Origin of the sequence: Microvirga mediterraneensis, from assembly GCF_013520865.1 — a bacterium.
In the GTDB taxonomy this organism is placed as follows: Bacteria; Pseudomonadota; Alphaproteobacteria; order Rhizobiales; family Beijerinckiaceae; genus Microvirga; species Microvirga mediterraneensis.
On sequence record NZ_JACDXJ010000002.1, the window covers coordinates 18007 to 39430 of the forward strand.

The following is a 21424-nucleotide window of genomic DNA, read 5'->3' on the forward strand; positions in this document are numbered from 1 at the left end:
CCTTAACAGCACAGCGGTGGGGCAATGCGGGAACCTCTCTTCGGGCATCTGAACACTCGGCCTTTTCTCCGGAATACGCTTCGTCTCGCAGCCCTCGCGATAGCGCTCGCCGTAAGCGGTACCGGTTTGCAGGCGCAGACGCAGACCGGAAGCATCCTGCCAGGCGCTACCCAGCCCGTGGTGCCGGTTGGTGTTGCCAAGCCGATCATGGGCTGGGTTCGCTTCTGTGAGCAGAACCCAGCGGAGTGCGCGGTCGACCCTTCCGAACCGGCTAAGATGAACCTGTCGGCGAAGGATTGGCAGACGCTCAATCGGATCAACCAGCAGGTGAACGCCGACATCAAGGCCAAGACCGACAAGGACCACTGGGGCATTGACGATGTCTGGGACTTCGCGGAGGACGGCTATGGCGACTGCGAGGACTACCAACTTGTCAAGCGCAAGCGCCTCGTCGAGGCGGGCTTCTCGCGCCGGGCGCTACGCATGACCGTTGTGATCGACGAGGAAGGCGCCGGTCACGCTGTGATGATGGTGCGCACCACCCGCGGAGACTTCATCCTCGACAACAAGTGCAACGCCATCCTGCCCTGGCACAAGACGGGCTACACCTACATCAAGCGCGAAGGCGACGAGGGTTCGACCTGGGCCTCGCTCGGCGGACGCACCTCGCCGACCATGACCGCGAACCAGTAAGCTGGAGCCGCCGCGGACCGGGAGCAGGCCTCTTGGCCTGCTTCAGATCTTACGCTTCGAAATAGGATGCCACGAGCGTGAACAGGGCGAAGCCGCCCACGAAGAACGCTGCCGTGATCCGGCAATCCTCTGTCGCCTCGTGTGCCTCGCCCAACATCTCCTCGACAGCGGCCAGGATCAGAAGGCCGGCGGTGAACGCGAGAGCCGTAACTTGGGTCGCCTGGCTCTGATCCCGCAGCAGCCAGTAGCCGACGCTTGCCCCCAGGAGCGTGGCGGCAACGAAGGAAGCCGAGAGCACCAGGCGCTCGGAGCGTGCCACACCCTTGTCCCGGAAGTTGGCAATGGCGGCGAAGCCCTCGGGGACGTCGGCGGTCACTTGGCCGACGGCGAGCACGAGGGCGAGGCTGAAGGACACCACCGAGCCGACCCCGATCATCAGACCATCGCTGAACAGGTCTATGAATACCGCAGCATAGACTAGCCACGGGCCAGTAGCCTTCCCCCCGCCCCTGAACCGTTCCATCGCCGCATCGAGAAGAATGAACGCGGTTCCGCCCAGGCAGAAGCCGAGAACCATCAGCCAGGGCGCGGCCCCCTCCAGGGCCTCCGGCATCAGTTCGACGCCAACAACGGCAACGATGATCCCTGCCGCCACGTGCAGCGCCCGGCTCAGGGTTCGCCGTGAGGTGGGGATGAGTTCGGCCAGAACACCGCCCGCGAAGTTGCCGGCGGCCGGCAGGAGGGCCAGAGCGAGGACCCGGAGGACATCCAACGGGCCTCACCTGTCCTGAAGGAGGTCGCGGCTGTGATGGACGTGCGATGCCAGCTCAAACTCCAGCGTGGCGTGGTCGATGCCGAACCGCTCCTTGAGGCGCGCCTTGATCCGCTCCTTAAGGTCCGTTACGGCGGCAAGATCTTGCTCCGACACAGAGATATGTGCCTCCAGCGCTGTCCTGTTCTCATCCGGCTGCCACACATGCAGGTGGTGGACGTCCTCAACCGATGGCCTTGCCTTGAGATCGGCCACGAGCCCGTCGTAATCGAAGTCCCTCGGGGCGCTGTCCATCAGGACCGCAATGGCTTCCTTGATCTCCTTGTACGCGTGCCAGAAGATGTAGACCGCGATCAGAGCTGTGATCACCGGGTCGATCCAGGTGATGCCCCAGGTCATGATTGCGATGGCTCCCACGATGACGCCAACCGTCGCCAATGCGTCTGCGATCATGTGCAGGTAGGTGCTCTTGACATTGAGGCTGCCGAGCTCCTTGCGCAGCACCCATGCCGCCGCGATGTCCTCGACGAGTGCGATGATGCCGACAACCAGCATCGTGGTGCCGGCGACCTCCACGGGATTGAGGAGGCGGTTCGCAGCCTCATAGACGAGATAGAGCCCGATCACGAACAGCGTCGTGAGATTGATCAGGGCGCCCACCGTCTCGGCGCGGGCGTAGCCGAAGGTGCGGCGGCGGTCCGCCTCGCGTCGCGAGATTCGCCAAGCGATGTACGACACCAGCACGGAGGCTGCATCGGAGAAGTTGTGCGCGGCATCGGCCAGGAGAGCGAGCGAACCGGAGATCATGCCGCCCGCGACCTCGGCAACCGTGATGCCCAGGTTGAGGGCCAATGCAATCAGCAGGCGGCGCCCGCGCCGGGGAGATCGATCCTCGGCGCCGTCGCTGCCGTGAGAATGGGCGTGCCCGTGTGCGTGTCCCATGGCGTCCTTCCCCTGCCGGCCGGTTCGCGGGCTCCGGAAATGTTGGCTGCACTGACTGAATTCCTCTGATCGAAACGAGAGGGTCGAGAGACTGTTCCGGCACGGTCTTGTTCCTGGTCGTTCGTGGTACGGTGGCGAACCACCCGCGAACAAAGCGGCTCACCGGATGTTGTCACTGCGGAGCTTGTTCGGGAGGGTCTCATGTCGGGAGTTCTGGTTGCGGCACCGATGCGCTCCCGCGCTTGGTATGCTTGTGCCCTGCTGCTCCTTTCAGCGGGTTCTGCGGTCGCTGCGGAACCGGACGTGCCGATGGGGCTGCTGACTCTGTGCCTAGCGACCCTGCCGGAGACCACGCCCGAGCGGCTATGGACGTCCTGGAGCCTCTCGCCCGTGGTTGTCCTGCCACTGCTCCTCGTCGGCTTCGTCTACGTTCGAGGGCTGCGGACCTTGGACGGGGATCCGCAGCCGACCCTGGCCCAAAGATGCTTCTTTGCGGCCGGCGTCGCATGCTTGTTCGTGGCGTTGGTGTCGCCGCTGTGCCGGATGGCGTCGACGCTTGCCTGGGCGCACATGGTCCAGCACGTCCTTCTCGTCGCCGGGGCCCCGTTGTTCCTCGCCCTGAGCCGATCGGGCAACGTCCTTCTGGCGGGTCTGCCGACCAATCTCCGCGTGATGGCCGGGGCGGGGAGGCGGGCAGCCGCGGCGGCGTCGCAGCCATATGCCTATCTGCTCGTCAGCTTCGTGCTCTACGGCCTGAACATCTGGTTCTGGCATATCCCCGCACTCTACCAAGGGGCGCTCCTCAACATCAGCCTGCACCTCGTTATGTACGCGATGCTCCTGCTCGTCAGCCTGCTGTTCTGGCACTCGATGCTTGAGACGTATCGGGTCCCGGGAGGAGCCAGCGGACTAGCCGCGATGCTACTCTTCTTTACCTTCCTGCACACAGCGGTCCTCGGTCTTCTGCTCGCCCTGTCGCCCAAGGTCTGGTACCCGCTGATGGCCCTTCGTGGCGCCACCTGGGGCCTGCTGCCTCTCGACGACCAGAGGCTCGCCGGGTTGATCATGTGGATTCCCATGGGCGGCGTTTACTTCGTCGCGGCCCTTGCGATCGTGGCCCGGCTCATCACTGGGGCCAGCCGGTCATCTGGCGAGGGAACAGCCCGAACCTGACGATCCGTCCGGAAGCCCCCGCTGTACCGAACCTTTCGCCATCGACCCAACGGGACTGCGTCGGCGCATGTCGATGCGGCCAGCTGGCGGATATGGCGGGTCTAACCATCTCACCCTGAAAAATGACTTGAACCTCTAGCGGCTTGAGGTGCTAAGGCCCAGCGACATTGATCCGGCAAAGAGGCAGGAATGGATAATTGGAAGAACCGGAGAAACCGTCGAAACCTGGCATTAGCACTCGCACTCGTAGCGCTGGCCGCCATCTTCTATACGATCACGTTTGTGAAGACGCGCGAGCTTGAAGATCGTCGTCATCAGGAGGACCCACAAGCCCATCCCGTCGGGCCCTCCAAGACAGTGCCCTAGGCCGATCAGGATAACCGCCCGTCAGAAGAGCAAAACCCACTCGTGCAGAGGCGGTCCACCGAACACGGTGGACCGCCTCTGGTGCGCACACAAAGTTCAGCCGCCGAACAGCCCGCGGACCCGCTGGAACACCGAGCGTCCATCATTTTCTGCCGTCTCAGACTGCCCGGTGGGCTCGGAGCGGCTGGGCCCCATCGGTTTCTGCGAGGCATAGGCGAGCGTCGATGACGTCTCCTGCTTTGGCTTGCCGTTCGCAGCGAGAACGATCTCCTGCGGCCCCGCAGCCAAAGCCTCAGGCCGACTGACATCGCCAAGACGGTTGCGGGCGCTGGCGCTAACCGCAAGCGAGCCACCCTCGCGGCCGGCTTCTCCGGATAGGGCCTGCCGGAAGGTCTGATGCTGCCCGCCATCGTCGTAGACCAGCCGGATCGGCTGCACGCCCTTGGCCACCAGCTCGGCGATCGCCTGCTCGTCTCTTTGGCGTTTTTGCGCAACCGCCGCCAGGACGGACGCATCGCCACTGAACGCGTACTGCCGATTGGCCACGGACACCTTCGGCTCCTCCCTCGCAACCTCGAAGTAGTCGGAGCCTTCCTTGAGGTTCTTCCAGAACGCGATGTTGGGATCGAGGCGGTGCTTGGCCAGGTTTTCGGCCGTCATGCGGGACGGATAGGACTGGAACTGGAAGCCGCGCTGGCCGCTGGCAAACGACTCCCGCGCCAGGGCGGAGACCTCCGAGATTGCCTCATCGGTCATGGCAAAGCAGCCGCTCGACGAGCACGAGCCATGCACCATCAGGTGGGAGCCCGTGCGGCCGTGGGCACGGTCGTATTCGTTCGGATAGCCGAGGTTGAACGAGAGATACAGGCTGGAGTTCGGGTTCATCTGACCCGGCGTGACGGTGTAGAAGCCCTCCGGCGCCTGGCGGTCGCCTTCGCGGATCTTCGGCCCGAGTTGGCCCGACCAGCGGCACATCGGGTAGGTCTTGAGGAGCGCGTACTTGCCGTCACGGCCACGTTTCCAAACCTCGATCTCGGATTCCTTCTTGAAAGACCGCATGAGGATCGGATCGTTCTGCGACATCCCCTTGCTGGCCATCAGCGCCATGGTGGCCGATGGGATCGGCGCGAGGTGCTTCGTCGAACTCGTGGAGCCGTCGCCCTGGCAGGCGGCGAGCGCGAGCACGAGGCCCGCAACCATTGCGATACGCTTCATCATGGGGGACCCCGCGTTTCTGATCTGGTTCGACGATGTGCCGAACAGTTCCCCGATTTCTTTAATTCGATAGCTTTAACTCTGTCTTACCGCAAGAACCCCGGCTTGCCGCCGGCACGGCACATTGGAGGTAAATGTGGCCCTAAGTCGCCACGAGGTGCTTCGACGGCACAAGTCTGATCTGCCCGATGCCGAACGAAAACGCGTGATTCCAAGGCATTTGATGGGGCAGATCGACGATTGCCGTATCCTCGCAATAATGTCGGTAGCCTTGGCGAAGGGGCATCAAGAACGATTATGAAAATGACCGGCTGCGAGCCTCGCGTCTAGGATCGACTGGTCGAGCAAATGTGATTTCTCGAGGCAGCGGACGGTGTGCTGAGTAGAGGAATGAACCGTCGTTTGAAAACATGGGCCGGTGTCCTGTCACTGATCGCCACTCTCTCGACGGGTCGGGCTGTCGCGACACCAGAGCCGCGCGCTGTCCTCGAGCTCTTCGTGAGCCAAGGGTGCTCCGCATGCCGCCCAGCAAACCAACTGATGAGTGAATGGGTTCGGGACGAGAGCCTTATCGTGCTGAGTCTTCCCGTCACCTATTGGGATTATCTCGGATGGAAAGATACATTCGCGGATCCAATCTTTACGGCACGACAGAAAGGGTATGCTGCCGCTCGAAGGGACCGCAAAGTCTATACACCCCAGATGGTGATCAACGGCGTCCAGTCTGGTATTGGTTCGGAACGCAAGGAAATCTTACGTTCACTTGATGAAGCGACCGCCATCCACGCCACGCTCCCTATTCCTATTCGTGTGGCAGAGGAGAATGGCCTGATCATCATCGATGTCGCATCGGGTTTCGGGGAGGCTGGCGTGTGGTTGTTGCCTGTGCGCAGACGCAGCCAGGTGGCAATTCAACGCGGTGAGAACGCCGGGTACACGGAAGCTTATACGAACATTGCGCGCGGCTTGTATTTTCTCGGTTCCTGGTCTGGCCAACCCGCCCGTTTTCAGGTGCCGCTCGAAGCCGTTCAGACGCAAGATGCCGACTCCTATGTTGTCTTGCTTCAAAAGGAAGACGGGAGGCCACGACACATCCTCGGTGCAGCCAAAGGACCCGACCGATAGCGGACAGACAGGCGACGAGCGATCTGTTCTGCCAACCTCGCCTCATCGAACTGGCTGATCTAAGGGAAGACTAAGTCTGGATCATGCATTGGGCGCTCAGGTCTGCAGATCAGCGGCCCGCGCTGACACAACAAGCCTCATTCCGCCTGATCACGTTGGCGGCTTCGCATCTCTCCCTTGCTCGGCCACGAGCGGGTTCCTGTTCAGCACAACAACAGGTGTTCCCACCGGAACACGATTGAACAGATCGATGATATCTTGATTGAACAGACGGATACATCCGCTGGAAACCGCCTGTCCGATCGACCACGGCTCGGTCGTTCCATGAAGCCGGTACAGCGTGTCCTTACCGTCTTCATAGAGGTAAAGCGCTCGGGCCCCGAGGGGATTTTGCAGCCCCCCTGGCATTCCTCCCGCCCAACGGGCATTCCGCTCCGGCTCCCGGCGGATCATATCTGGGGTGGGTGTCCAGCTTGGCCACGCGGCCTTCCGGCCGATTCTGGCTCGACCGCTCCAAGCGAGTCCTTCCTTCCCAACACCGATGCCGTAACGGATCGCGCGTCCATTCTCTCTCACAAGATAGAGGTAGCGGCTTGACGTATCGACCACGATTGTTCCCGGCTGCTCAGGGCCATTGTAGGCGACCTCGCGTCGAAGAAACCTCGGATCGACTTCCGAAATATCTGTTGCAGGAAGCGGGAACCGCTCGTCAGGTCGCGGTCCATACATCTTTATGTATTCGGCGTCAGGAAGCGGGCGTGTAGGTTGCACAGATGTTTGCTCGACGGAAACACAGCCAGCCAGCGAAATGGAAAAGACAAGAATCGTAGGGCGCATAATAAAGCGCTTCGCACAATCAAGCGCGGAACGGAGCACAGGCATCGGAAGACCTTGGTTCGCTTTGTTAAAGCTGAGCTATCGATTTATTCCTAACGCTCGATAAACAGCAAAGGTTCAGGGGCCGATATTGCGCCAGACCGCCTCGTGAGTTGGCAAGATGAAGCGTACCTGGTTTTGGCACACGGAGCTCAACCTGCTTCAAAATGCAGAAGAAATGAGCGGCCTGCATGCACGGCAGCAGAGTCCGCAGGTAACAGACTTGTGATCAAAGAGCCCTTCCGGCGTGCCGTTGCCGAGAGCCGACGAACGCTCGACCTCGCCCCTGGTGCCATCTCAATGATGGTCATGGCTACAATGAGTGTGATCCGCCAAAACCTCGATGACCCTGCATTCACAGATCCGACCGTGCTGACATTCCTCGACCATTCGGGCGAGTTCGTGGCGCAGGGCGCCAAGCTGTGCCAACCGCCGATCAACTGCTTCCAAATTCCGGCGTGCGATCGAATCTGCCTCGTGACACGGCTGGTTTGGCCGAGCAGCCAAGTCGAGAAGTTCGCGGATATCCTCTACGCCAAAGCCGAGTTCACGCGCATGACGGATGAAGTTGAGCCTTTTGACCTCATTCTCCGGGTATCGCCTTTGCTGCCCCTCCGTCCGCACAGGCTCTGGCAGTAGCCCGATCTGCTCGTAGTACCGGATGGTGGGCACCTTCACTTGAGTGCGCCGAGACAATTCACCGATCGTCAGATCCATCGAAACGCCTCTTGAATCTTATAGCTCTTGCAGAGCTCTCACGGTCGCTAGATAAAGCCACATCCCGACTTGTACAACTCACCAGGAGGGCCTGGATGAAGTGCCAGGTCAAGCTGGTCTTGAGGCGCAAGGCATGCTGTCGGCGCAGCCAACTGCGACAGCATGTCCAAAGATCTCGATCATCAAAGTGAGAATCGGGCTTGAACCTCTAGCAGCTTGAGGTGCTAAGGCGAAGGAGTGAGACAGAAGCTTACTGGTTGAACGAGCCGCGCCATGTTTGCAAATTGCCAAAGCCTGCCAGCTCTTGCCTATGGTTCTGTTGAGCCTGCTGTGAATTCATTCGCAGAGGGGCGATGGCCGGCGGAAACCGCTCTCCTGAAGCTTGGGACTGCACCCGGTACGAACAATCCGGGCGGTCAAATAACACACTTCATCCCCAGCGCTTTCGGGACAGTGCAGGCCCGTCGAGACAAGCGTAAGGCAACGCATCAGGAATGGGCGCCGCAGGATGATGCCCAAGACACTGCGCAGGCGGGGCTGCTTCCGTTTGATCAGTATTGCCCTCATGAGTGGTTATCAGAGTTACGTATCGTGACGATGAGCATTCCAACATCAGAAAGACTACGCCAAGCGGGTCCGCTTCCGACCAGTGGGCTCAGGCGAACATCGCCGCGTCTGTTGCAGTTTGCTGGTGGAGAGGTGTCATGAGCTTTTGGAAGCAGGCCATGACGTTCGCCATGTTATTGGCGATTGCCCCTACCCTCGGCTGCACTCCGGTGTCTGCAAATGAACTTCCTGAACGCCTCCAAGCTCATGAAGCACCGCGACCCGTGCCAGCCGTCGCGTTCAAGGGACAGCGCGACGAAGACCTGACCCTGGCCAGCTTCCGCGGCAGGTTCGTTGTGCTGAATATCTGGGCTACCTGGTGCGTGCCGTGTCGTAAAGAAATGCCAACTTTGGACCGTCTACAGAGCCGCTTTGACAAAAAAGACGTTGTGGTCGTTGCGCTCTCCCTAGACCGCAAGGGCAGCGAGGTGGTCGATAAGTTCTTTCGCGAGATTGGCGTCGAGCACCTTGTGCCTTACCTGGACCCGAGTGGCCGGGCATTGCGTGAGCTCGGACTTGTCGGATTGCCGGGCACCCTTCTCATCGATCGAAATGGCCAGGAGATTGGCCGCCTCCTTGGTGAGGCGGATTGGAGTAGTCAAACGATGGTAGAGTTCATCAAGGCCAAAGCTGGTGCTGCTACGCAGCCTTAGGAACCTGAATTTTCCCCAAGGGCGGTACCTGTCGTCAGCGGTTGGCCGTGGTCGTTGGCGAAGTCGCGATGCCTCCAAGAGAGGCCCAGGCTGCGGCGTCCGCGCTTTCAATCTTGATATAAGTATAGCCGGTCTGCGACCACGGCAGCACGGCATTTTTCTTGTTGTCGAGTACGAAGTCGCCACGATCCGTCCGGACGAGCATGACAGCATGTCCTGCCCCGGTCTCGTCAATGACAACGGCCATACGCATTGCACGCCGAGGCCAACCCTGCAGCACCAATTCCTTACGTTTGACGAGTTGGTAATCCTCGCAGTCGCCGTATCCATCCTCTGCGAAGTCCCAACGGTCTGCTTTCCCCCAATGATCGTCGTCCGTTTTGGCCTTGATGGTTTGGTTCACACGCCTGTTGGTGGAGGTCAGGGTACTCCAGAGCTGCGGAGTAAGAGTGACGGTGCGTGGCTCCTTCATGTCGACGGTGCATTCGCTTGGCATACGATCGCAGAACTCCGTCCAAGCGACCGTTGGATTAGCTGCTCCCTGCGCTTGCAGCGAGCTTGTCTGCACTGGAGTGAAGGTCTGAGCTTCTGCTGTTCCCGAGCCAATTGCAATCAGCCCGCCGATAACCACAGAATAGAGTCGATTGCGGGTGACCCCGCACACCGTGTGACGCTGATAGAAAGCCTGAACCATTGCCCCGCCGCCCTTTGATTGTTGAATCAATCAATGACAAGGGGCCGAGGTCGGCGCAAGATGATAGTTAAACATGAGTTAACGCGCCGCACCTATCTTGGTTCCGGAGAGTGCAATGCGAAAGAAGCAACATCAGAGCCCGCCGGACAATCTCCTCAGGTTACAAAAGCGGCGGAGCGTCGCCTTGGGCCTCACCTTGTTCGTGACTGCCGTGATCGTCTATGCGATCTCGTTTATTAAAACGCGCGAGCTGGAAGAGCAGCGACATCAAAAGGATCCCCAAGCACATGCTTTGAGGCCTTCGAGGCCCAGCACCTCCCCGTAAGAACAATTGTCGCTAAAGGGCCGTCGTCGAATGCCTGCGAGAATGAGATTTTTGCCAAACGGGTAGGTCGGTTGAGAAAATGGCTTCTGTAATAAACGGCTGCTTCAGGCCCGGATGAGCCCTGTAAAGGTATCGGTGCCATGCACTGCTCGCCGCTGTTCGGTGTAAAGGGACGACGTCGCGCCGTTCGTCTGGCTCGAGGCCTGATGAAGTTCGCCAGAACCGCACCTATGTCCGAATCCCGTCTATATCAGACAGCATCCACCTGCGTTGGCACGACTCTCGTTGCCTTGGTCGGCATGCGCGAACGTTTCTGTCTCAGGTAGCGCATTGCATGGGGCGCTGGTTACGGATCTGAGTGCAGCGGCCGCTTCCGGGGCAACATCACTTGGATTGGAAGGTGGCCTGTGAGGTGCAGCCAGTTATCATCAGCTTGCTTGATATCACTGATCGTGTCGTTGAACCAAAAGCCGTTGAAAAGCTTCGGGCAATTGAGATAGAGGCGTCCGTATACAATCATCCACGACTGAGGATCTGCATCGAGAAGAAGCCCCTTCGCTACTCCGTTGGCACAGAAGCCCCCATACGCAGGAGTGTAGCGTTCAGGATCCTGCTCAAACAGACGCTTGCTCGCATCGCTTGAGAACAGCCACCGTACACCATCGTGTTCGGTCCAGAGTTGGTCCTGCCCCTTTCGTGCCTCACCATCAGTGAAGTAAGCGACCGGGTCATGTCCATAAACTGCGATGCCTTGGTTCCCCAGCACATTAACTGGGGCCTCACTGGACCGGGCCGCTGCCGATCCACAGAAAAGTGCAAATCCGATCATGGCCCATTGGTGGGCCGCCGACGAACCCATGTGATTCCCCCTCATTGAACCGCAGGACCACAAAAAGTGCGGTGGGCCACCCACCATGTTCGGCCCGACTTCAAAGACCTCTTAATCGGCCCGCCTGACAAGCGATGTAGGTCGTCTGTTGGAGGCTCTAATACTGCAGCGCGCGGTACAGGTGGCTTTCAAGAGAAAGAAAGTCGCACTGCCGCACAAGACGGCTCCGCCGATGGCCGAAAGGGTGATTGCAAGACCAAACTCAAGCATTTCGCCTAGGCCCGCGTTGGATGCTTGCTCCCACGCTATGGATGATGAGGACAGGATCAGAGCGCCGACGCCAAGCCCGACTGCCCAGGATACGATCCGCGCCCATCCTATTCTAATCTTTTGCAGATCACGGCGCCCGGATGAATGTATTGAATGAGGTGTCACGTACGGAACCATGTTTGATGATCATGGGGGCAGAAACAGCCATCCTTGCGGCGCCCGTCTATCCTCTGTCCAGGAGTGTAGATCTGTGTTGGAGGTGCGGAGTATATCATCGTCCTATGGCATTGCCGCCCTGAACCCCGTTGATCTGCTGACAAGGGTATCGATTTGCTCCCGCTCGCGCTCGAACTGCGTCAGCGCGTCCCCAGTCAGTTCGCTTTCACGAGGGACGCGGATTTTAAGTGCATCGATAAAGCGGCCGTTGACGAGCACCTCATAGTGAAGGTGCGGCCCTGTCGAAAGACCCGTGTTGCCAACGTACCCGATCACTTGCCCCTGGCGAACCTTCACGCCGGCTCTGATTCCGGTGTTAAACCGCGATTGATGGGAGTATGCCGTTACATAACCATTGGCGTGCTCGATTTCGATGCGGCGCCCATAACCGCCATCCCATTCTGCCTTGATGACGGTACCATCCCCTGCCGCCAGGATTGGAGTTCCCGTTCGGTTTGCCCAGTCAACGCCAGTGTGCATCTTCGTGTAGCCTAAGATCGGGTGGCGGCGGGCGCCAAAACCCGAGCGGAGTTCCCCGTCAACGACCGGCTTGCGCAGCAGGAACTTTCGTAATGAACGACCTTGCTCATCCAAATAGCGCACCGAGCCGTCCGAAGAGGCAAAATGATACACCTTTTTGACCTCGCCTCCAATGGTCAGGCTGGCGTACAGAATCTCCGGACGCTTCTGATCGCCCTCCTCTTCCGTGCCATAGAGAACCTCCAGCGCGTCTTCGGATGAGACGCGGTGCAGAAGGTCGACATCGTCTCCAAAGATCTGGATGAGATGCTCGATAAGTTCGCGCGGCAGATCATTCTTGGCGCCTGTCTCATACAGGCTTTCATAAAGGCGCGCCCCGCCGCGCCCTTCATCCCCGCCCCCCTCCTCTCTCGAGGCTCCGGCATTCTGCCGATTGGCGTCTTCTCCCGGAGGGGTGACTGACACGAAGACGCCGCGATCGGTGGTGGCCGCAATGCCCTCAATCCCCCATTCCCGAAGGGCGATCACGCGCACGATCTGCCGAGGATCGCCCAGCCGGGGGCCCGGGGCGATAAGGATTCTCAGCTGATGGCCTTCGGTCATATTCTCGATCTTGACGCGGCTCGCCAGGGCGGAGGTGATCCCGGCAATCTGCTCCGGAGTGGCACCATAGCTGCGTAAAACTGTCTCGAGCGTTTCCCCTGTGCTGAGCACCACATCCCTCTCCTCGACGAGAGGAGGCATGGCATTCTGATCGAGCTTCGGCAATTCGGTGACGTTCTCCGGAACAACCCGAACCTCGATTGTGCTGAACGGATCGTCAGGGACATGGGCATAGCCAAGCGCATCTCCGAGGCCTTCCGGCTGCCGCAGGGTCCGCGACAGCATCTGCTGCGAGGGAATGGGCACTGAGGTCCGGCTCCCCGACCCGTTAAAGACCCGGCGCTCTTCCTCGATCAGCGCAAGCACGTCGCTGTCACTCAGCGAAGGAGCGCTTGCCTCGACGGCAATCGAGGCGAGATCACGCCAGACGACCGAGACGTCCGCGTCTGCTATCTCCGGAGCAAGTTCCACCGAGCGCAAATCACCCTGCTCGGCATAGAGACGGAGAGGATTGAAGGGCGGGATGTCGGAAGCGTATGTTCCGGCCGTCAGTGACAGATTGCTGGCCACCCGAGTGAATTGGCGAGTCTTGATGACCTCGCGGTTGCCGATGCGCGACGTCATCGGAGCCCGAAACGTCTGCTTGGCTGACATAACGGCTTCGGACCGGTTCAGCTTGTCACCCTTCTGAGCCACTGTCGTGGTTTTATCGCCCATGCGATCGACGCGAGCCGCCGCCATGTTTGCCGGCTTGGCTGCTTCTGGCGTGTTGGTTCTGCCGTCCAAGGCGATATAGATGGAACTGCCAATCAGGCCACCTCCCATCATCGCGAGAAGGAAACTTGCGCCCAACCATCGCAAAATGGTGCCCTTCTGGGACGTGCTCCAGAGGTAGCCCTCGCCGGTAGGAAGGAAGGGGTCGTCGTTCATCCACTGGGCATCAGTCCCTAACCCGGAGCGCGGGAGGTAAGCCGCCTGGTTCAATCGAGTTCGCTTCGGATCCTGAAGGGGCATGTGCGGGACGGGTCAATCAAGGGGAACAATTCGCATCGGCAGGAACTCTCCCAATGCGCTGAACGATGCAGACGCGTGCGAGGAAAAAACGCGAAGGCTGGAGGATGAATCGGTGCAGCGCAGGTGCTGACGCAACATGTCGGAAGTGTGGCGCGACCGCGCGCAAACGCGCTTCGAGAGAGCTCCTATTTTGGTTTGATCGCTGCGAGGGCGCGATGCGTTCTCCAATCAAGTGGTGAGTTCAGCGTTTGTGATCCGTCTGCATGTCTTGAGTTGATTAGGATTCCATCACTCAACGCCAATCATCGTGTCGCCGCTCCCCGTCGGGAGAACGTCCAGGTGCCGTTTCGAACCTGCCCCTTTGTGGCCCTTGGTTCCGCTCAGGCCGGCATGGAATTTCGCTGCGCAATCACGCCTTCGAAGCTGTTGTATAATCCGTTCTAGCGGTTGCTCACTCGGCTTTAGCCTCTCTGCTCTCAAGACATCAGGTCGACGAGATCGTATCCCAGCCAATAAGGGTAAAACCGTGATTGGAAACTCATTGATCGCGAGCAAATTGTTGCGAAGTGATTGCCCTGCTGATCTTTTGCAGCAGGGTCCCACCAGGGCCTTTCGTCGATTCGCGGAAGGCGAGCGTTCGAGCCACAGATCCCGGGTGCGCTCCATTCGGCTGGCAGGGCCTCGCTCCCGTCATTCGATTGTGCCAGACGCACCCTCGACCGCCGGTCACGAATCCCCTCCCCTCGTCCCGCTCGGGCTGGTGACATTCCTTTGCTCAAACTTTTTGGGAAAGAGCATGGAACGTCTGTCCTGTCGTAGAGGCGCGCGCCTGCCGCTGCCTCGCTCATAGGGCAGAATGGCGGCCACGGGACGCATGGGGCCGTCCGTACAGTGGCGAGGGGTGTTTAACATTGCGCTTTGCCGCAACTCCGCACATTGGCGATCGCCTGCCGAAGAGGCTCCGGTCCGACAGCCCCGGCGATCACTTGATCACCAATCACAAAAGCGGGGGTGCCGCTGAGTCCAAGTTTGTCAGCGAGCAGAGCATTAGCTTCGATAACACTGCGTCCGCTCGGGCTTTCAATGTCCTTGTCAAGTTGCGCTATGTCGAGGCCCATGTCCTTTGCCACTGCTTTGGCTTTTGCGCCGTCGACCTGCCCGCGCATCTGCATGAGGCGCGTGTGATACTCAAGAAGCCTATCACCCTTAAGTTGTTGCCGGGCCGCAAGTGCGACCCGGCTTGCTTCAAGCGACTGTGGTCCAAGGACCGGAAATTCCTTAAGCACGACCCGAAGTTTTGGATCAGCCGTGATCAGCGCCTTCACGTCTGCCGCAGCCTTTTTGCAATAAGGGCAGTTGTAATCGAGGAACTCAACCAGGGTGACGTCGCCTTGCGGGTTTCCGATCACGTAATCGGACGGTGAGTTGAAGATCGTGTTCTTCTCCGTGCGGAGGACCTCTGCCTGCGATCGTGTCTGCGCCTCTGCATTGCGGCGTTCAAGCTCGGTCATCATTTCTTGCAGCACTTCGGGATTCTTCAGAAGGTACTCCCGTGCGATCTCACCGATGGCTTTGCGCTGCTCGTCGGTGAACCCAGCGGTTTGGGCTGCAGCGGGGTAGGTTAGGATAACAGCGCTGTAGAATGCCGCGGTCAGAATTGGGATGCGGAATTTTATCATTGAAGGTTGCCTTCAGTTCTCTGGAGATGTTGCACGGGATCACGCTGCACAGGGAATGAACCGGCAGCCTGATCGATAACAAATCGGCCCTGGACCCGGGCAGCGCCGTCGACGCTTGAGAGCAGAAGCACTCCGCTCTTGGCTGCCCCACTCTTGGCGCAGTGCAGGTGGCGAGCGTCGCGCCGACTTCCGAAGTTGGCTTGCTCTTCCCATACCCAGTCTCCTGCGCAGCTGATCAGGAGGAAACGGGTGCCGCCGGACGCTTACGCCCAAACAGGTCCCCGATCACAAGCACAATCGCGCCAAGGACGATGGCAACATCAGCTATGTTGAAGGTGGGCCAATGCCAGGTTCCAACATAGACGTCGAGGAAGTCTGTCACGGCGCCTTGGCGGATGCGATCAAGGGCATTGCCAAGTGCGCCGCCAGAGACCAGCCCAAATGCAACCGCCTCAAGATGTGAGCTAGCGCGTCGTGCCCAGAGCAGTAGGAAGCCGACGATCAGCAGCGTTACGCCGGTCAACGCTAAGGGGTAGTCCTCGAAAACAGTTTTCATGAGGCCGAAGCTGATCCCGGTGTTGTATCCAAGCGTCAGGTTAAAGAAGGGCACAATCGGTATCACCCTGGGCGGCTGCATCACCACCTCAAGGATCAACCACTTCGTGATCTGATCGACGAAGGCTGCAGCTGCGACGGCCAGAAGAGCTGATGTTAGGTGAGCAGGACCAGGTGAGGCCATGAGCGGTTCGTCATCCGATGCGAGAATGGACATATCAGCAGGTCTCCTACAGGAAGCGGTGTCCGGCCATCGCGTCCGGGCAAGGGACCCGCTCGTACTGCAACGTCACATGGCCGATTTTGAAGCGATCTCGCAACATCCTGTTCATCTCCTCGAGAAGGATGTCCTGGTCCGCTGCCCGTGAGGGGGCAACCATATGCGCTGTCAAACAGACACGGCCGCCGGTGAGGGACCAGACATGAAGGTCATGAATATCCGTCACTCCGGACACTTCGGTCATAGCAACTCGGATTTCTTCGACGTCGAGCCCTTGAGGGACCCCCTCAAGCAGCACATTCAGAGCATTGCTGAACAGCGACCAGGTGCGTGGGAGAACCCACAGGCCGATCCCAATTGCGACAAGAGAGTCAATCCATGTCAGTCCCGTGAAGCGGATCATCAACGCGGCCGCGATGACACCGATCGATCCGAGAAGATCACTCCACACTTCCAGATAGGCCCCCTTGAGATTGAGGCTCTCTCCTTGCGCTTCCGAGAGGATGCGCATGGCTAGAAAGTTTACGACCAGCCCGATCACAGCAATGACGAGCATCGATGTTGACTGGATCTCTGGAGGTGCGCTCAGCCGTCGATAGGCTTCGACAAGGATATAAGCCGCGACACCAAAGAGCAGGATCGCGTTTAAGGCTGCGGCCAGGATCTCAAAGCGCTCGTAGCCGAAGGTGCGCCTGAGGTCCGCGGGGCGTCGGCCAATGCGAATCGCCGCAATGGCAATGGCAATCCCGAACACGTCTGTGGCCATGTGACTGGCGTCAGAGATGAGCGCGAGACTTCCGGTCAGGACACCGCCCACAATCTCGGCCACCATGAACCCTGCTGTCGGGATCAGGGCGACCCAGAGCGCCCGCTCATGGCGCTCCGAAGCTGAACCGTGGCTATGATGGGCGGACATAGGCCAGCCTAATCAGGTGGTGACCGGCTTGAGCTCGCCGGTCGACCTCAAGCCACCGGACGACGAGCCGCCGGAATCTCGACGGAAAAAGCCCAAAAGCCGTAACGCATTGGCCGTAACAATTACGGTGGCTCCGGTATCCGCCAGGATGGCAATCCAAAGGCCTGTGATGCCCAAGATGCTCGTTATCAGAAACACCGCCTTGAGACCCAACGCGATCGCGATGTTCTGGCGGATGTTCGCCATGGTTCCGCGGGAGAGGCGGATCAACGCCACTACATCATTCACCCTGTTCCGCAGGAGTGCGCCATCCGCGGTTTCAAGGGCAACATCTGTGCCTGATCCCATGGCCACACCAACTGTTGCCGCGGCAAGTGCAGGCGCGTCGTTGATGCCATCTCCAACCATCATCACAGGCTGTTCGTTCGAAAGTGCCTTGAGCGTCGTCACCTTGTCTTCCGGCATGAGCTCAGCCCGATACTCCATGCCGAGTGTGCCGGCGATCGCAGCGCCGGTTCGGGCGTTGTCGCCTGTGAGCATCATGGAACGGATGCCGAGCTTCTTCAGTTCTGCAACGGCTGTAACCGCATCCTCCCGCGGCTCATCGCGCAGGGCAAGCACACCGATCAGCTGGTCATTAACAACGAGAGCGGTGACGGTTTTTCCTTCACCCTCCAGACGCTCCATGTCCTCTACCATGCGCGCAGTCACCTGCGAGGCTCGCTGTTGAGCAAACCGTGGGGCTCCCAGAAAGATGTGTCGGTCATCCAAGGTGCCGACGACCCCTTGTCCGGGAATGGCTTTGACGTCACGCGCCGCGTTCACCTGAAGCCCGCCCGCCTTAGCCCGCTCCAGAATAGCAAGAGCAAGGGGATGGTTTGAGCCCGTCTCCACTGCGGCGGCGAGCATTGTGGCGTCGAGTTCACTGCCTTCGTAGGCGATTATATCCGTCACGAACGGGCGGCCCTCGGTGAGAGTGCCGGTCTTGTCAAACGCCACAAGGCCGGTCTTCGCAGCCTCTTCGATGACAATGCCGCCCTTCATCAGCAGGCCATGCCGAGCGCCGGCGGAAAGTGCCGACGCGATAGAGGCGGGAACCGAAATCACCAAAGCGCACGGGCAGCCAATCAGGAGCAGCGCCAGAGCCCGATAGGTCCAGGTCCACCAGTCGCCGCCAAAGGCGAGCGGCGGGATGAGGGCCACAAGGAGAGCCAAGCCGACCACAGCCGGCATGTAGTAGCGCGAGAAGCGATCGATGAACCGCTCTGTGGGTGCTCGCGCTTCCTGAGCTTCCTCAACGAGACGAATGATCCGGGCAATGGTGTTGTCCTGAGCCGCTTTCTCCACCCGCACGCGAATGGCTGCCTCTGTATTGATGGAACCCGCGAAAACGCTCTCACCGACACCTTTGGTCTTTGGGACAGATTCGCCCGTGACCGGCGACTCGTCGATCCCGGAGACCCCCGAAAGAATTTCCCCATCAGCCGGAATACGGTCTCCAGGCCTCACGAGCACCGTCTGCCCGATCACGAGCGTCGAGGCTGCAACCTCCCAAGCCGTTCCGTTCTCCTCTAGCATGGCCGTTTTGGGAACCAGTTCACTGAGCGCACGAATGCTGGCGCGCGCCCGGTTGGCCGCAACCCCTTCGAGCACCTCCCCGACCGCAAACAGGAACACGACGAGAGCTGCCTCTTCCGCGGCACCAATGACCAATGCACCGGCCGCCGCAATCGTCATCAGCATTTCGATCGTGAACGGCATGCCGGCGCTGGCCGCGGCGAAAGCCCGCCGCGCCACCGGAAGAACGCCGACGGCGGTCGCGCCAATATAAATCCAGTGACTTGCCGCAGGCACCACGAATTGCGACAAGAAGGCCAAGGCAAGCAGAACGCCGGTCAGGATCACGAGACGGCCTTTTGCCGTCTGCCACCAGTGCTTGTCTCCCATACCCTCGTGCGCATGGTCATGGCCATGCGAGCTCAAGGCAGTCGGAGCTGCGCCCGCGCCCGGGGGATGGGCATGACCGCGTCCATGATGATGGTCGTGACGGTTGTGATGGTCGCCATGGTCATGAGCATGGTTGTGCCCGCCGGAACAGCTGTCGCCGCTGCAGCAGCTTGCCGGGGCAGCCTGGCTCGCCGCTTGTGACGGAACTGGCTTTCGGGTTGCTGTATAGCCTAAGCCGGTGACACGCTTCTCGACCTGTTCGGTAGTGGTGCGGGTCTCATCGAGCGTTGCCGTGAGTGTCTCGGTCATGGTCGAAATACGGATATCGGACACGCCAGGGAGCTTGCCCACAGCGGTTTCGATCTTGGCGGCGCAACTGGCACAATCCATGCCGCCAACGGTCCAGCTATAGGACTGGGATGCTCCCGCCGTCGAGGGAGCCTGCTGACGGGTGACCCCATAGCCCAGCGCACTGACGCGCTTTTCGACCTCATGCGCAGGTGTGAGGGCCTCGTCCAGCCGCGCCGACAAGGTTTCAGTCATGGTCGAGGCCCTGATGTCCGAAACCCCCGGCAGCTTGCCGACAGCGGTCTCAATCTTGGCCACACAGCTCGCGCAATCCATGCCCTCCACCTTCCAGGTAAAGGCTTGTGCGCTTGCCGGCGTCTGCGATGTCGGTTGGGTCATTCCGTAGTCCTCTCGACAGTTTGAGCCTGTGTACAACCTCGAGCCACTTGAGGTTCAAGAGGAAAAATCTAAAAAATTTGCTCCCTCTCAGGCCAGCCCATCGGCAGCCAACAGCCAAGCCAGCCGCAGCCACTCGCACAGGTTCCCTATCGTCACGGCAGGCCCATGATCGATAGCTCCTCCCCTCCGTTCAGGTTCTGAGCATCCCTTTGAAGCCTTGCTTATAGGGGGCACCTTTTCCGCAAAACCAAAAAACCATAGCTGCCTCTTGACCCTCTAGTGGCTTGAGGTCCTAGGCTGCAGGCCTTTGAGTCGGAGTAGGAGGGTCTGTGGTGCATCGCCGTCATTTCATGGTGGGCAGTCTCGCAACGAGCCTTGTGTTCGTCCGAGGCAGTTTGTCGGCCCAGGAGACGGTCGATCAGGCTGAGTTGCTCCAACCCGGTCCTTTGCCTGACAAGGTTATAGGCAACCCGGATGCCCCCGTGACGGTGATCGAATACGCTTCGCTGACCTGCCATCATTGCCGGAACTTTCACAAAACCACGTGGCCGAGCTTCAAGGCAAAATACGTCGATACCGGTAAAGTCCGTTTTATTGTCCGGGAGTTCCCGCTCGATCCACTGGCCACGGCAGGGTTCATGCTCGCTCGCTGCGCCGGCGAGGACAAGTGGTACCCCGTCGTTGACATGCTCTATCAGACTGGTGAGGCCTGGAACCATGCCGACAAACCCTATGACGCTCTCGTCCAGGTGATGCGGCAGGCCGGAATGGGACGAGAGACTGTCGAGTCCTGTCTGCGCGATGAGAAGATCTATAACGGGATCCGGCAGATTGCCGACCGGGCAACCCAGTCGTTCAAGGTGGACTCGACCCCGACCTTCTTCATCAACGGCCGCAAGGAGGTTGGAGCACTGTCACTGGATCGGTTCGAAAAGATCCTTGAGCCACTCCTTGTCGCCAAGCCGTAACCCGAGGTCGCTCACGCTTGGCTCTTGGCATAAAGGCGACCTCGTCGACAGGTGAGTGTCACATTGAATTGCCGAGCTCTTGGCGGGCCGCCCGGCGTCAGCCGGCACCACCGACAGGAGCCGATGGATTGGGGGAAACAATGCGGGTGATAGATCAGAAGCTGCGACCAGGTTGCGCTGTCAGCCTTCCTTCTCCGGCCAAGCTGCTGCGTAATGGCACCGGCCGTACCCATGCCAAGGGGCGACAATGATCGGAGTTGGTGCATATCTGCTGGTCTGTCTCTACGTAGCCGGCTTCCTGATCCTGTCCGCTGTCGCCGCGCGAACCCTGAGACGCTCTGTCTGGCTCCTCGGAACCGGCGATCGGCGGCAGCGCTGGACCGGTTTCGCCTTCCGGACGGCGTTCCTCAGCGCCCTCCTCTGGCCTGCCTATCGGCTGGGGCTAGGAGGAGTGAGTGGACTGCCCTTGGGCGGCCTTCGATTCCACAGCGGCGGTGTCTCAATCCTGGGCGTGGTGCTGATCGCTGCGGGAGCTAGCTTCGCCCTTGCATCGCAGTACCACATGGGATCGGCGTGGCGGATCGGTGCTGCTGAAGGCCAGCAAGGACAGCTCGTTGTGACGGGACCGTTCAATTGGTCGCGGAATCCTGTGTTTGTCGGCCAAGGCGCCGTGTTTCTCGGACTGCTGCTCGTGTTTCCTGATCCGGTTCAATTCGCCGTTACAGCCGTCGCGCTGCTGGCGATCCGGTCACAGGTTCGCATTGAGGAACGTGTGCTCCGAGCCACCTTCGGTGCTGCCTACGAAGATTATGCCCGCCGGGTGCCGCGCTGGATCGGCGGAGTCTCCTCACACGTCGTCACACCACAAGTTTGAGCTTCCAAG

18 protein-coding genes are annotated in these 21424 nt (G+C 59.9%); 6 read left to right on the forward strand and 12 right to left on the reverse strand.

Annotation, left to right across the window (positions count from 1 at the left end; all coding sequences use genetic code 11):
• The first annotated feature begins 24 nt into the window (after window positions 1-24).
• Window positions 25-693: a transglutaminase-like cysteine peptidase gene (locus H0S73_RS22420; protein WP_181054460.1), complete on the forward strand. Its 669-nt coding sequence runs from the start codon at window positions 25-27 to the stop codon at window positions 691-693.
• A gap of 49 nt (window positions 694-742) precedes the next feature.
• Here H0S73_RS22420 and H0S73_RS22425 read toward each other — a convergent pair whose 3' ends face one another.
• Both H0S73_RS22425 and H0S73_RS22430 read right to left on the reverse strand, forming a co-directional pair.
• Entirely contained in the window at window positions 743-1465 is a 723-nt protein-coding gene (locus H0S73_RS22425; protein WP_181054461.1) for a ZIP family metal transporter, read from the reverse strand.
• 6 nt (window positions 1466-1471) lie between these two features.
• Entirely contained in the window at window positions 1472-2407 is a 936-nt protein-coding gene (locus tag H0S73_RS22430) for a cation diffusion facilitator family transporter (protein ID WP_181054462.1), read from the reverse strand.
• 201 nt (window positions 2408-2608) lie between these two features.
• On the opposite strand from H0S73_RS22430, the gene H0S73_RS22435 reads away from it, so the two are divergent.
• Window positions 2609-3580 carry a cytochrome c oxidase assembly protein gene (locus H0S73_RS22435; protein WP_181054463.1) on the forward strand — a complete coding sequence of 324 codons (972 nt, stop codon included), beginning with the start codon at window positions 2609-2611 and terminating at the stop codon, window positions 3578-3580.
• A 462-nt stretch (window positions 3581-4042) separates the two neighbouring features.
• Here H0S73_RS22435 and H0S73_RS22440 read toward each other — a convergent pair whose 3' ends face one another.
• A complete protein-coding gene (locus tag H0S73_RS22440) occupies window positions 4043-5164 on the reverse strand; it encodes a L,D-transpeptidase family protein (RefSeq protein ID WP_181054464.1) in 1122 nt (373 codons plus the stop codon).
• 387 nt (window positions 5165-5551) lie between these two features.
• Between H0S73_RS22440 and H0S73_RS22445 the strand changes: the two genes are divergently transcribed.
• Window positions 5552-6286 carry a DUF1223 domain-containing protein gene (locus tag H0S73_RS22445; protein WP_181054465.1) on the forward strand — a complete coding sequence of 245 codons (735 nt, stop codon included), beginning with the start codon at window positions 5552-5554 and terminating at the stop codon, window positions 6284-6286.
• Between the two features lie 150 nt (window positions 6287-6436).
• On the opposite strand, the gene H0S73_RS22450 is transcribed toward H0S73_RS22445, so the two are convergent.
• Window positions 6437-7123 (reverse strand): L,D-transpeptidase, encoded by a 687-nt coding sequence (locus H0S73_RS22450; RefSeq protein ID WP_181054466.1) that lies wholly within the window; start codon window positions 7121-7123, stop codon window positions 6437-6439.
• Window positions 7124-7459: 336 nt separating this feature from the next.
• On the reverse strand, window positions 7460-7879 hold the full coding sequence (locus H0S73_RS22455; RefSeq protein WP_181054467.1) for a MerR family transcriptional regulator: 420 nt from the start codon (window positions 7877-7879) through the stop codon (window positions 7460-7462).
• Between the two features lie 704 nt (window positions 7880-8583).
• Here H0S73_RS22455 and H0S73_RS22460 point away from each other — a divergent pair.
• On the forward strand, window positions 8584-9138 hold the full coding sequence (locus tag H0S73_RS22460; protein ID WP_246389355.1) for a TlpA family protein disulfide reductase: 555 nt from the start codon (window positions 8584-8586) through the stop codon (window positions 9136-9138).
• A 34-nt stretch (window positions 9139-9172) separates the two neighbouring features.
• Here H0S73_RS22460 and H0S73_RS22465 read toward each other — a convergent pair whose 3' ends face one another.
• From H0S73_RS22465 to H0S73_RS22495, 7 genes are all read right to left on the reverse strand, one after another.
• A complete protein-coding gene (locus H0S73_RS22465) occupies window positions 9173-9832 on the reverse strand; it encodes a transglutaminase-like cysteine peptidase (protein ID WP_181054468.1) in 660 nt (219 codons plus the stop codon).
• Window positions 9833-10503: 671 nt separating this feature from the next.
• Complete coding sequence (locus tag H0S73_RS22470; RefSeq protein ID WP_181054469.1) at window positions 10504-11016, reverse strand: YHS domain-containing (seleno)protein; 513 nt, start codon at window positions 11014-11016, stop codon at window positions 10504-10506.
• Between the two features lie 519 nt (window positions 11017-11535).
• Window positions 11536-13485, reverse strand: a complete 1950-nt coding sequence (locus H0S73_RS22475) for a M23 family metallopeptidase (protein ID WP_181054470.1) — start codon at window positions 13483-13485, stop codon at window positions 11536-11538.
• 989 nt (window positions 13486-14474) lie between these two features.
• On the reverse strand, window positions 14475-15248 hold the full coding sequence (locus tag H0S73_RS22480; RefSeq protein WP_181054471.1) for a DsbA family protein: 774 nt from the start codon (window positions 15246-15248) through the stop codon (window positions 14475-14477).
• A gap of 235 nt (window positions 15249-15483) precedes the next feature.
• A complete protein-coding gene (lspA, locus tag H0S73_RS22485; protein WP_246389357.1) occupies window positions 15484-16020 on the reverse strand; it encodes a signal peptidase II in 537 nt (178 codons plus the stop codon).
• Between the two features lie 13 nt (window positions 16021-16033).
• Window positions 16034-16939: a cation diffusion facilitator family transporter gene (locus H0S73_RS22490; RefSeq protein WP_181054472.1), complete on the reverse strand. Its 906-nt coding sequence runs from the start codon at window positions 16937-16939 to the stop codon at window positions 16034-16036.
• A 12-nt stretch (window positions 16940-16951) separates the two neighbouring features.
• Window positions 16952-19573, reverse strand: coding sequence for a heavy metal translocating P-type ATPase (locus H0S73_RS22495; RefSeq protein ID WP_181054473.1), 2622 nt, complete (start codon window positions 19571-19573; stop codon window positions 16952-16954).
• A 332-nt stretch (window positions 19574-19905) separates the two neighbouring features.
• On the opposite strand from H0S73_RS22495, the gene H0S73_RS22500 reads away from it, so the two are divergent.
• Together H0S73_RS22500 and H0S73_RS22505 are read left to right on the forward strand one after the other, a co-directional pair.
• A complete protein-coding gene (locus H0S73_RS22500; RefSeq protein ID WP_343058468.1) occupies window positions 19906-20541 on the forward strand; it encodes a DsbA family protein in 636 nt (211 codons plus the stop codon).
• Between the two features lie 247 nt (window positions 20542-20788).
• The gene (locus H0S73_RS22505; RefSeq protein ID WP_181054474.1) at window positions 20789-21415 is read left to right on the forward strand and encodes a methyltransferase family protein; all 627 of its coding nucleotides are present in this window, start codon (window positions 20789-20791) and stop codon (window positions 21413-21415) included.
• Window positions 21416-21424: the final 9 nt, after the last annotated feature.

Bases quoted from the DNA above. Each gene is read 5' to 3' on its own strand.
- H0S73_RS22430 (WP_181054462.1), bottom strand. From the start codon at position 2,407: ATGGGACACGCACACGGGCACGCCCATTCTCACGGCAGCGACGGCGCC.
- H0S73_RS22420 (WP_181054460.1), top strand. From the start codon at position 25: ATGCGGGAACCTCTCTTCGGGCATCTGAACACTCGGCCTTTTCTCCGG.
- lspA (WP_246389357.1), bottom strand. From the start codon at position 16,020: ATGTCCATTCTCGCATCGGATGACGAACCGCTCATGGCCTCACCTGGT.
- H0S73_RS22480 (WP_181054471.1), bottom strand. From the start codon at position 15,248: ATGATAAAATTCCGCATCCCAATTCTGACCGCGGCATTCTACAGCGCT.
- H0S73_RS22440 (WP_181054464.1), bottom strand. From the start codon at position 5,164: ATGATGAAGCGTATCGCAATGGTTGCGGGCCTCGTGCTCGCGCTCGCC.
- H0S73_RS22505 (WP_181054474.1), top strand. From the start codon at position 20,789: ATGATCGGAGTTGGTGCATATCTGCTGGTCTGTCTCTACGTAGCCGGC.
- H0S73_RS22450 (WP_181054466.1), bottom strand. From the start codon at position 7,123: ATGCGCCCTACGATTCTTGTCTTTTCCATTTCGCTGGCTGGCTGTGTT.
- H0S73_RS22490 (WP_181054472.1), bottom strand. From the start codon at position 16,939: ATGTCCGCCCATCATAGCCACGGTTCAGCTTCGGAGCGCCATGAGCGG.
- H0S73_RS22465 (WP_181054468.1), bottom strand. From the start codon at position 9,832: ATGGTTCAGGCTTTCTATCAGCGTCACACGGTGTGCGGGGTCACCCGC.
- H0S73_RS22445 (WP_181054465.1), top strand. From the start codon at position 5,552: ATGAACCGTCGTTTGAAAACATGGGCCGGTGTCCTGTCACTGATCGCC.
- H0S73_RS22470 (WP_181054469.1), bottom strand. From the start codon at position 11,016: ATGGGTTCGTCGGCGGCCCACCAATGGGCCATGATCGGATTTGCACTT.
- H0S73_RS22475 (WP_181054470.1), bottom strand. From the start codon at position 13,485: ATGAACGACGACCCCTTCCTTCCTACCGGCGAGGGCTACCTCTGGAGC.
- H0S73_RS22435 (WP_181054463.1), top strand. From the start codon at position 2,609: ATGTCGGGAGTTCTGGTTGCGGCACCGATGCGCTCCCGCGCTTGGTAT.
- H0S73_RS22495 (WP_181054473.1), bottom strand. From the start codon at position 19,573: ATGACCCAACCGACATCGCAGACGCCGGCAAGCGCACAAGCCTTTACC.
- H0S73_RS22455 (WP_181054467.1), bottom strand. From the start codon at position 7,879: ATGGATCTGACGATCGGTGAATTGTCTCGGCGCACTCAAGTGAAGGTG.
- H0S73_RS22460 (WP_246389355.1), top strand. From the start codon at position 8,584: ATGAGCTTTTGGAAGCAGGCCATGACGTTCGCCATGTTATTGGCGATT.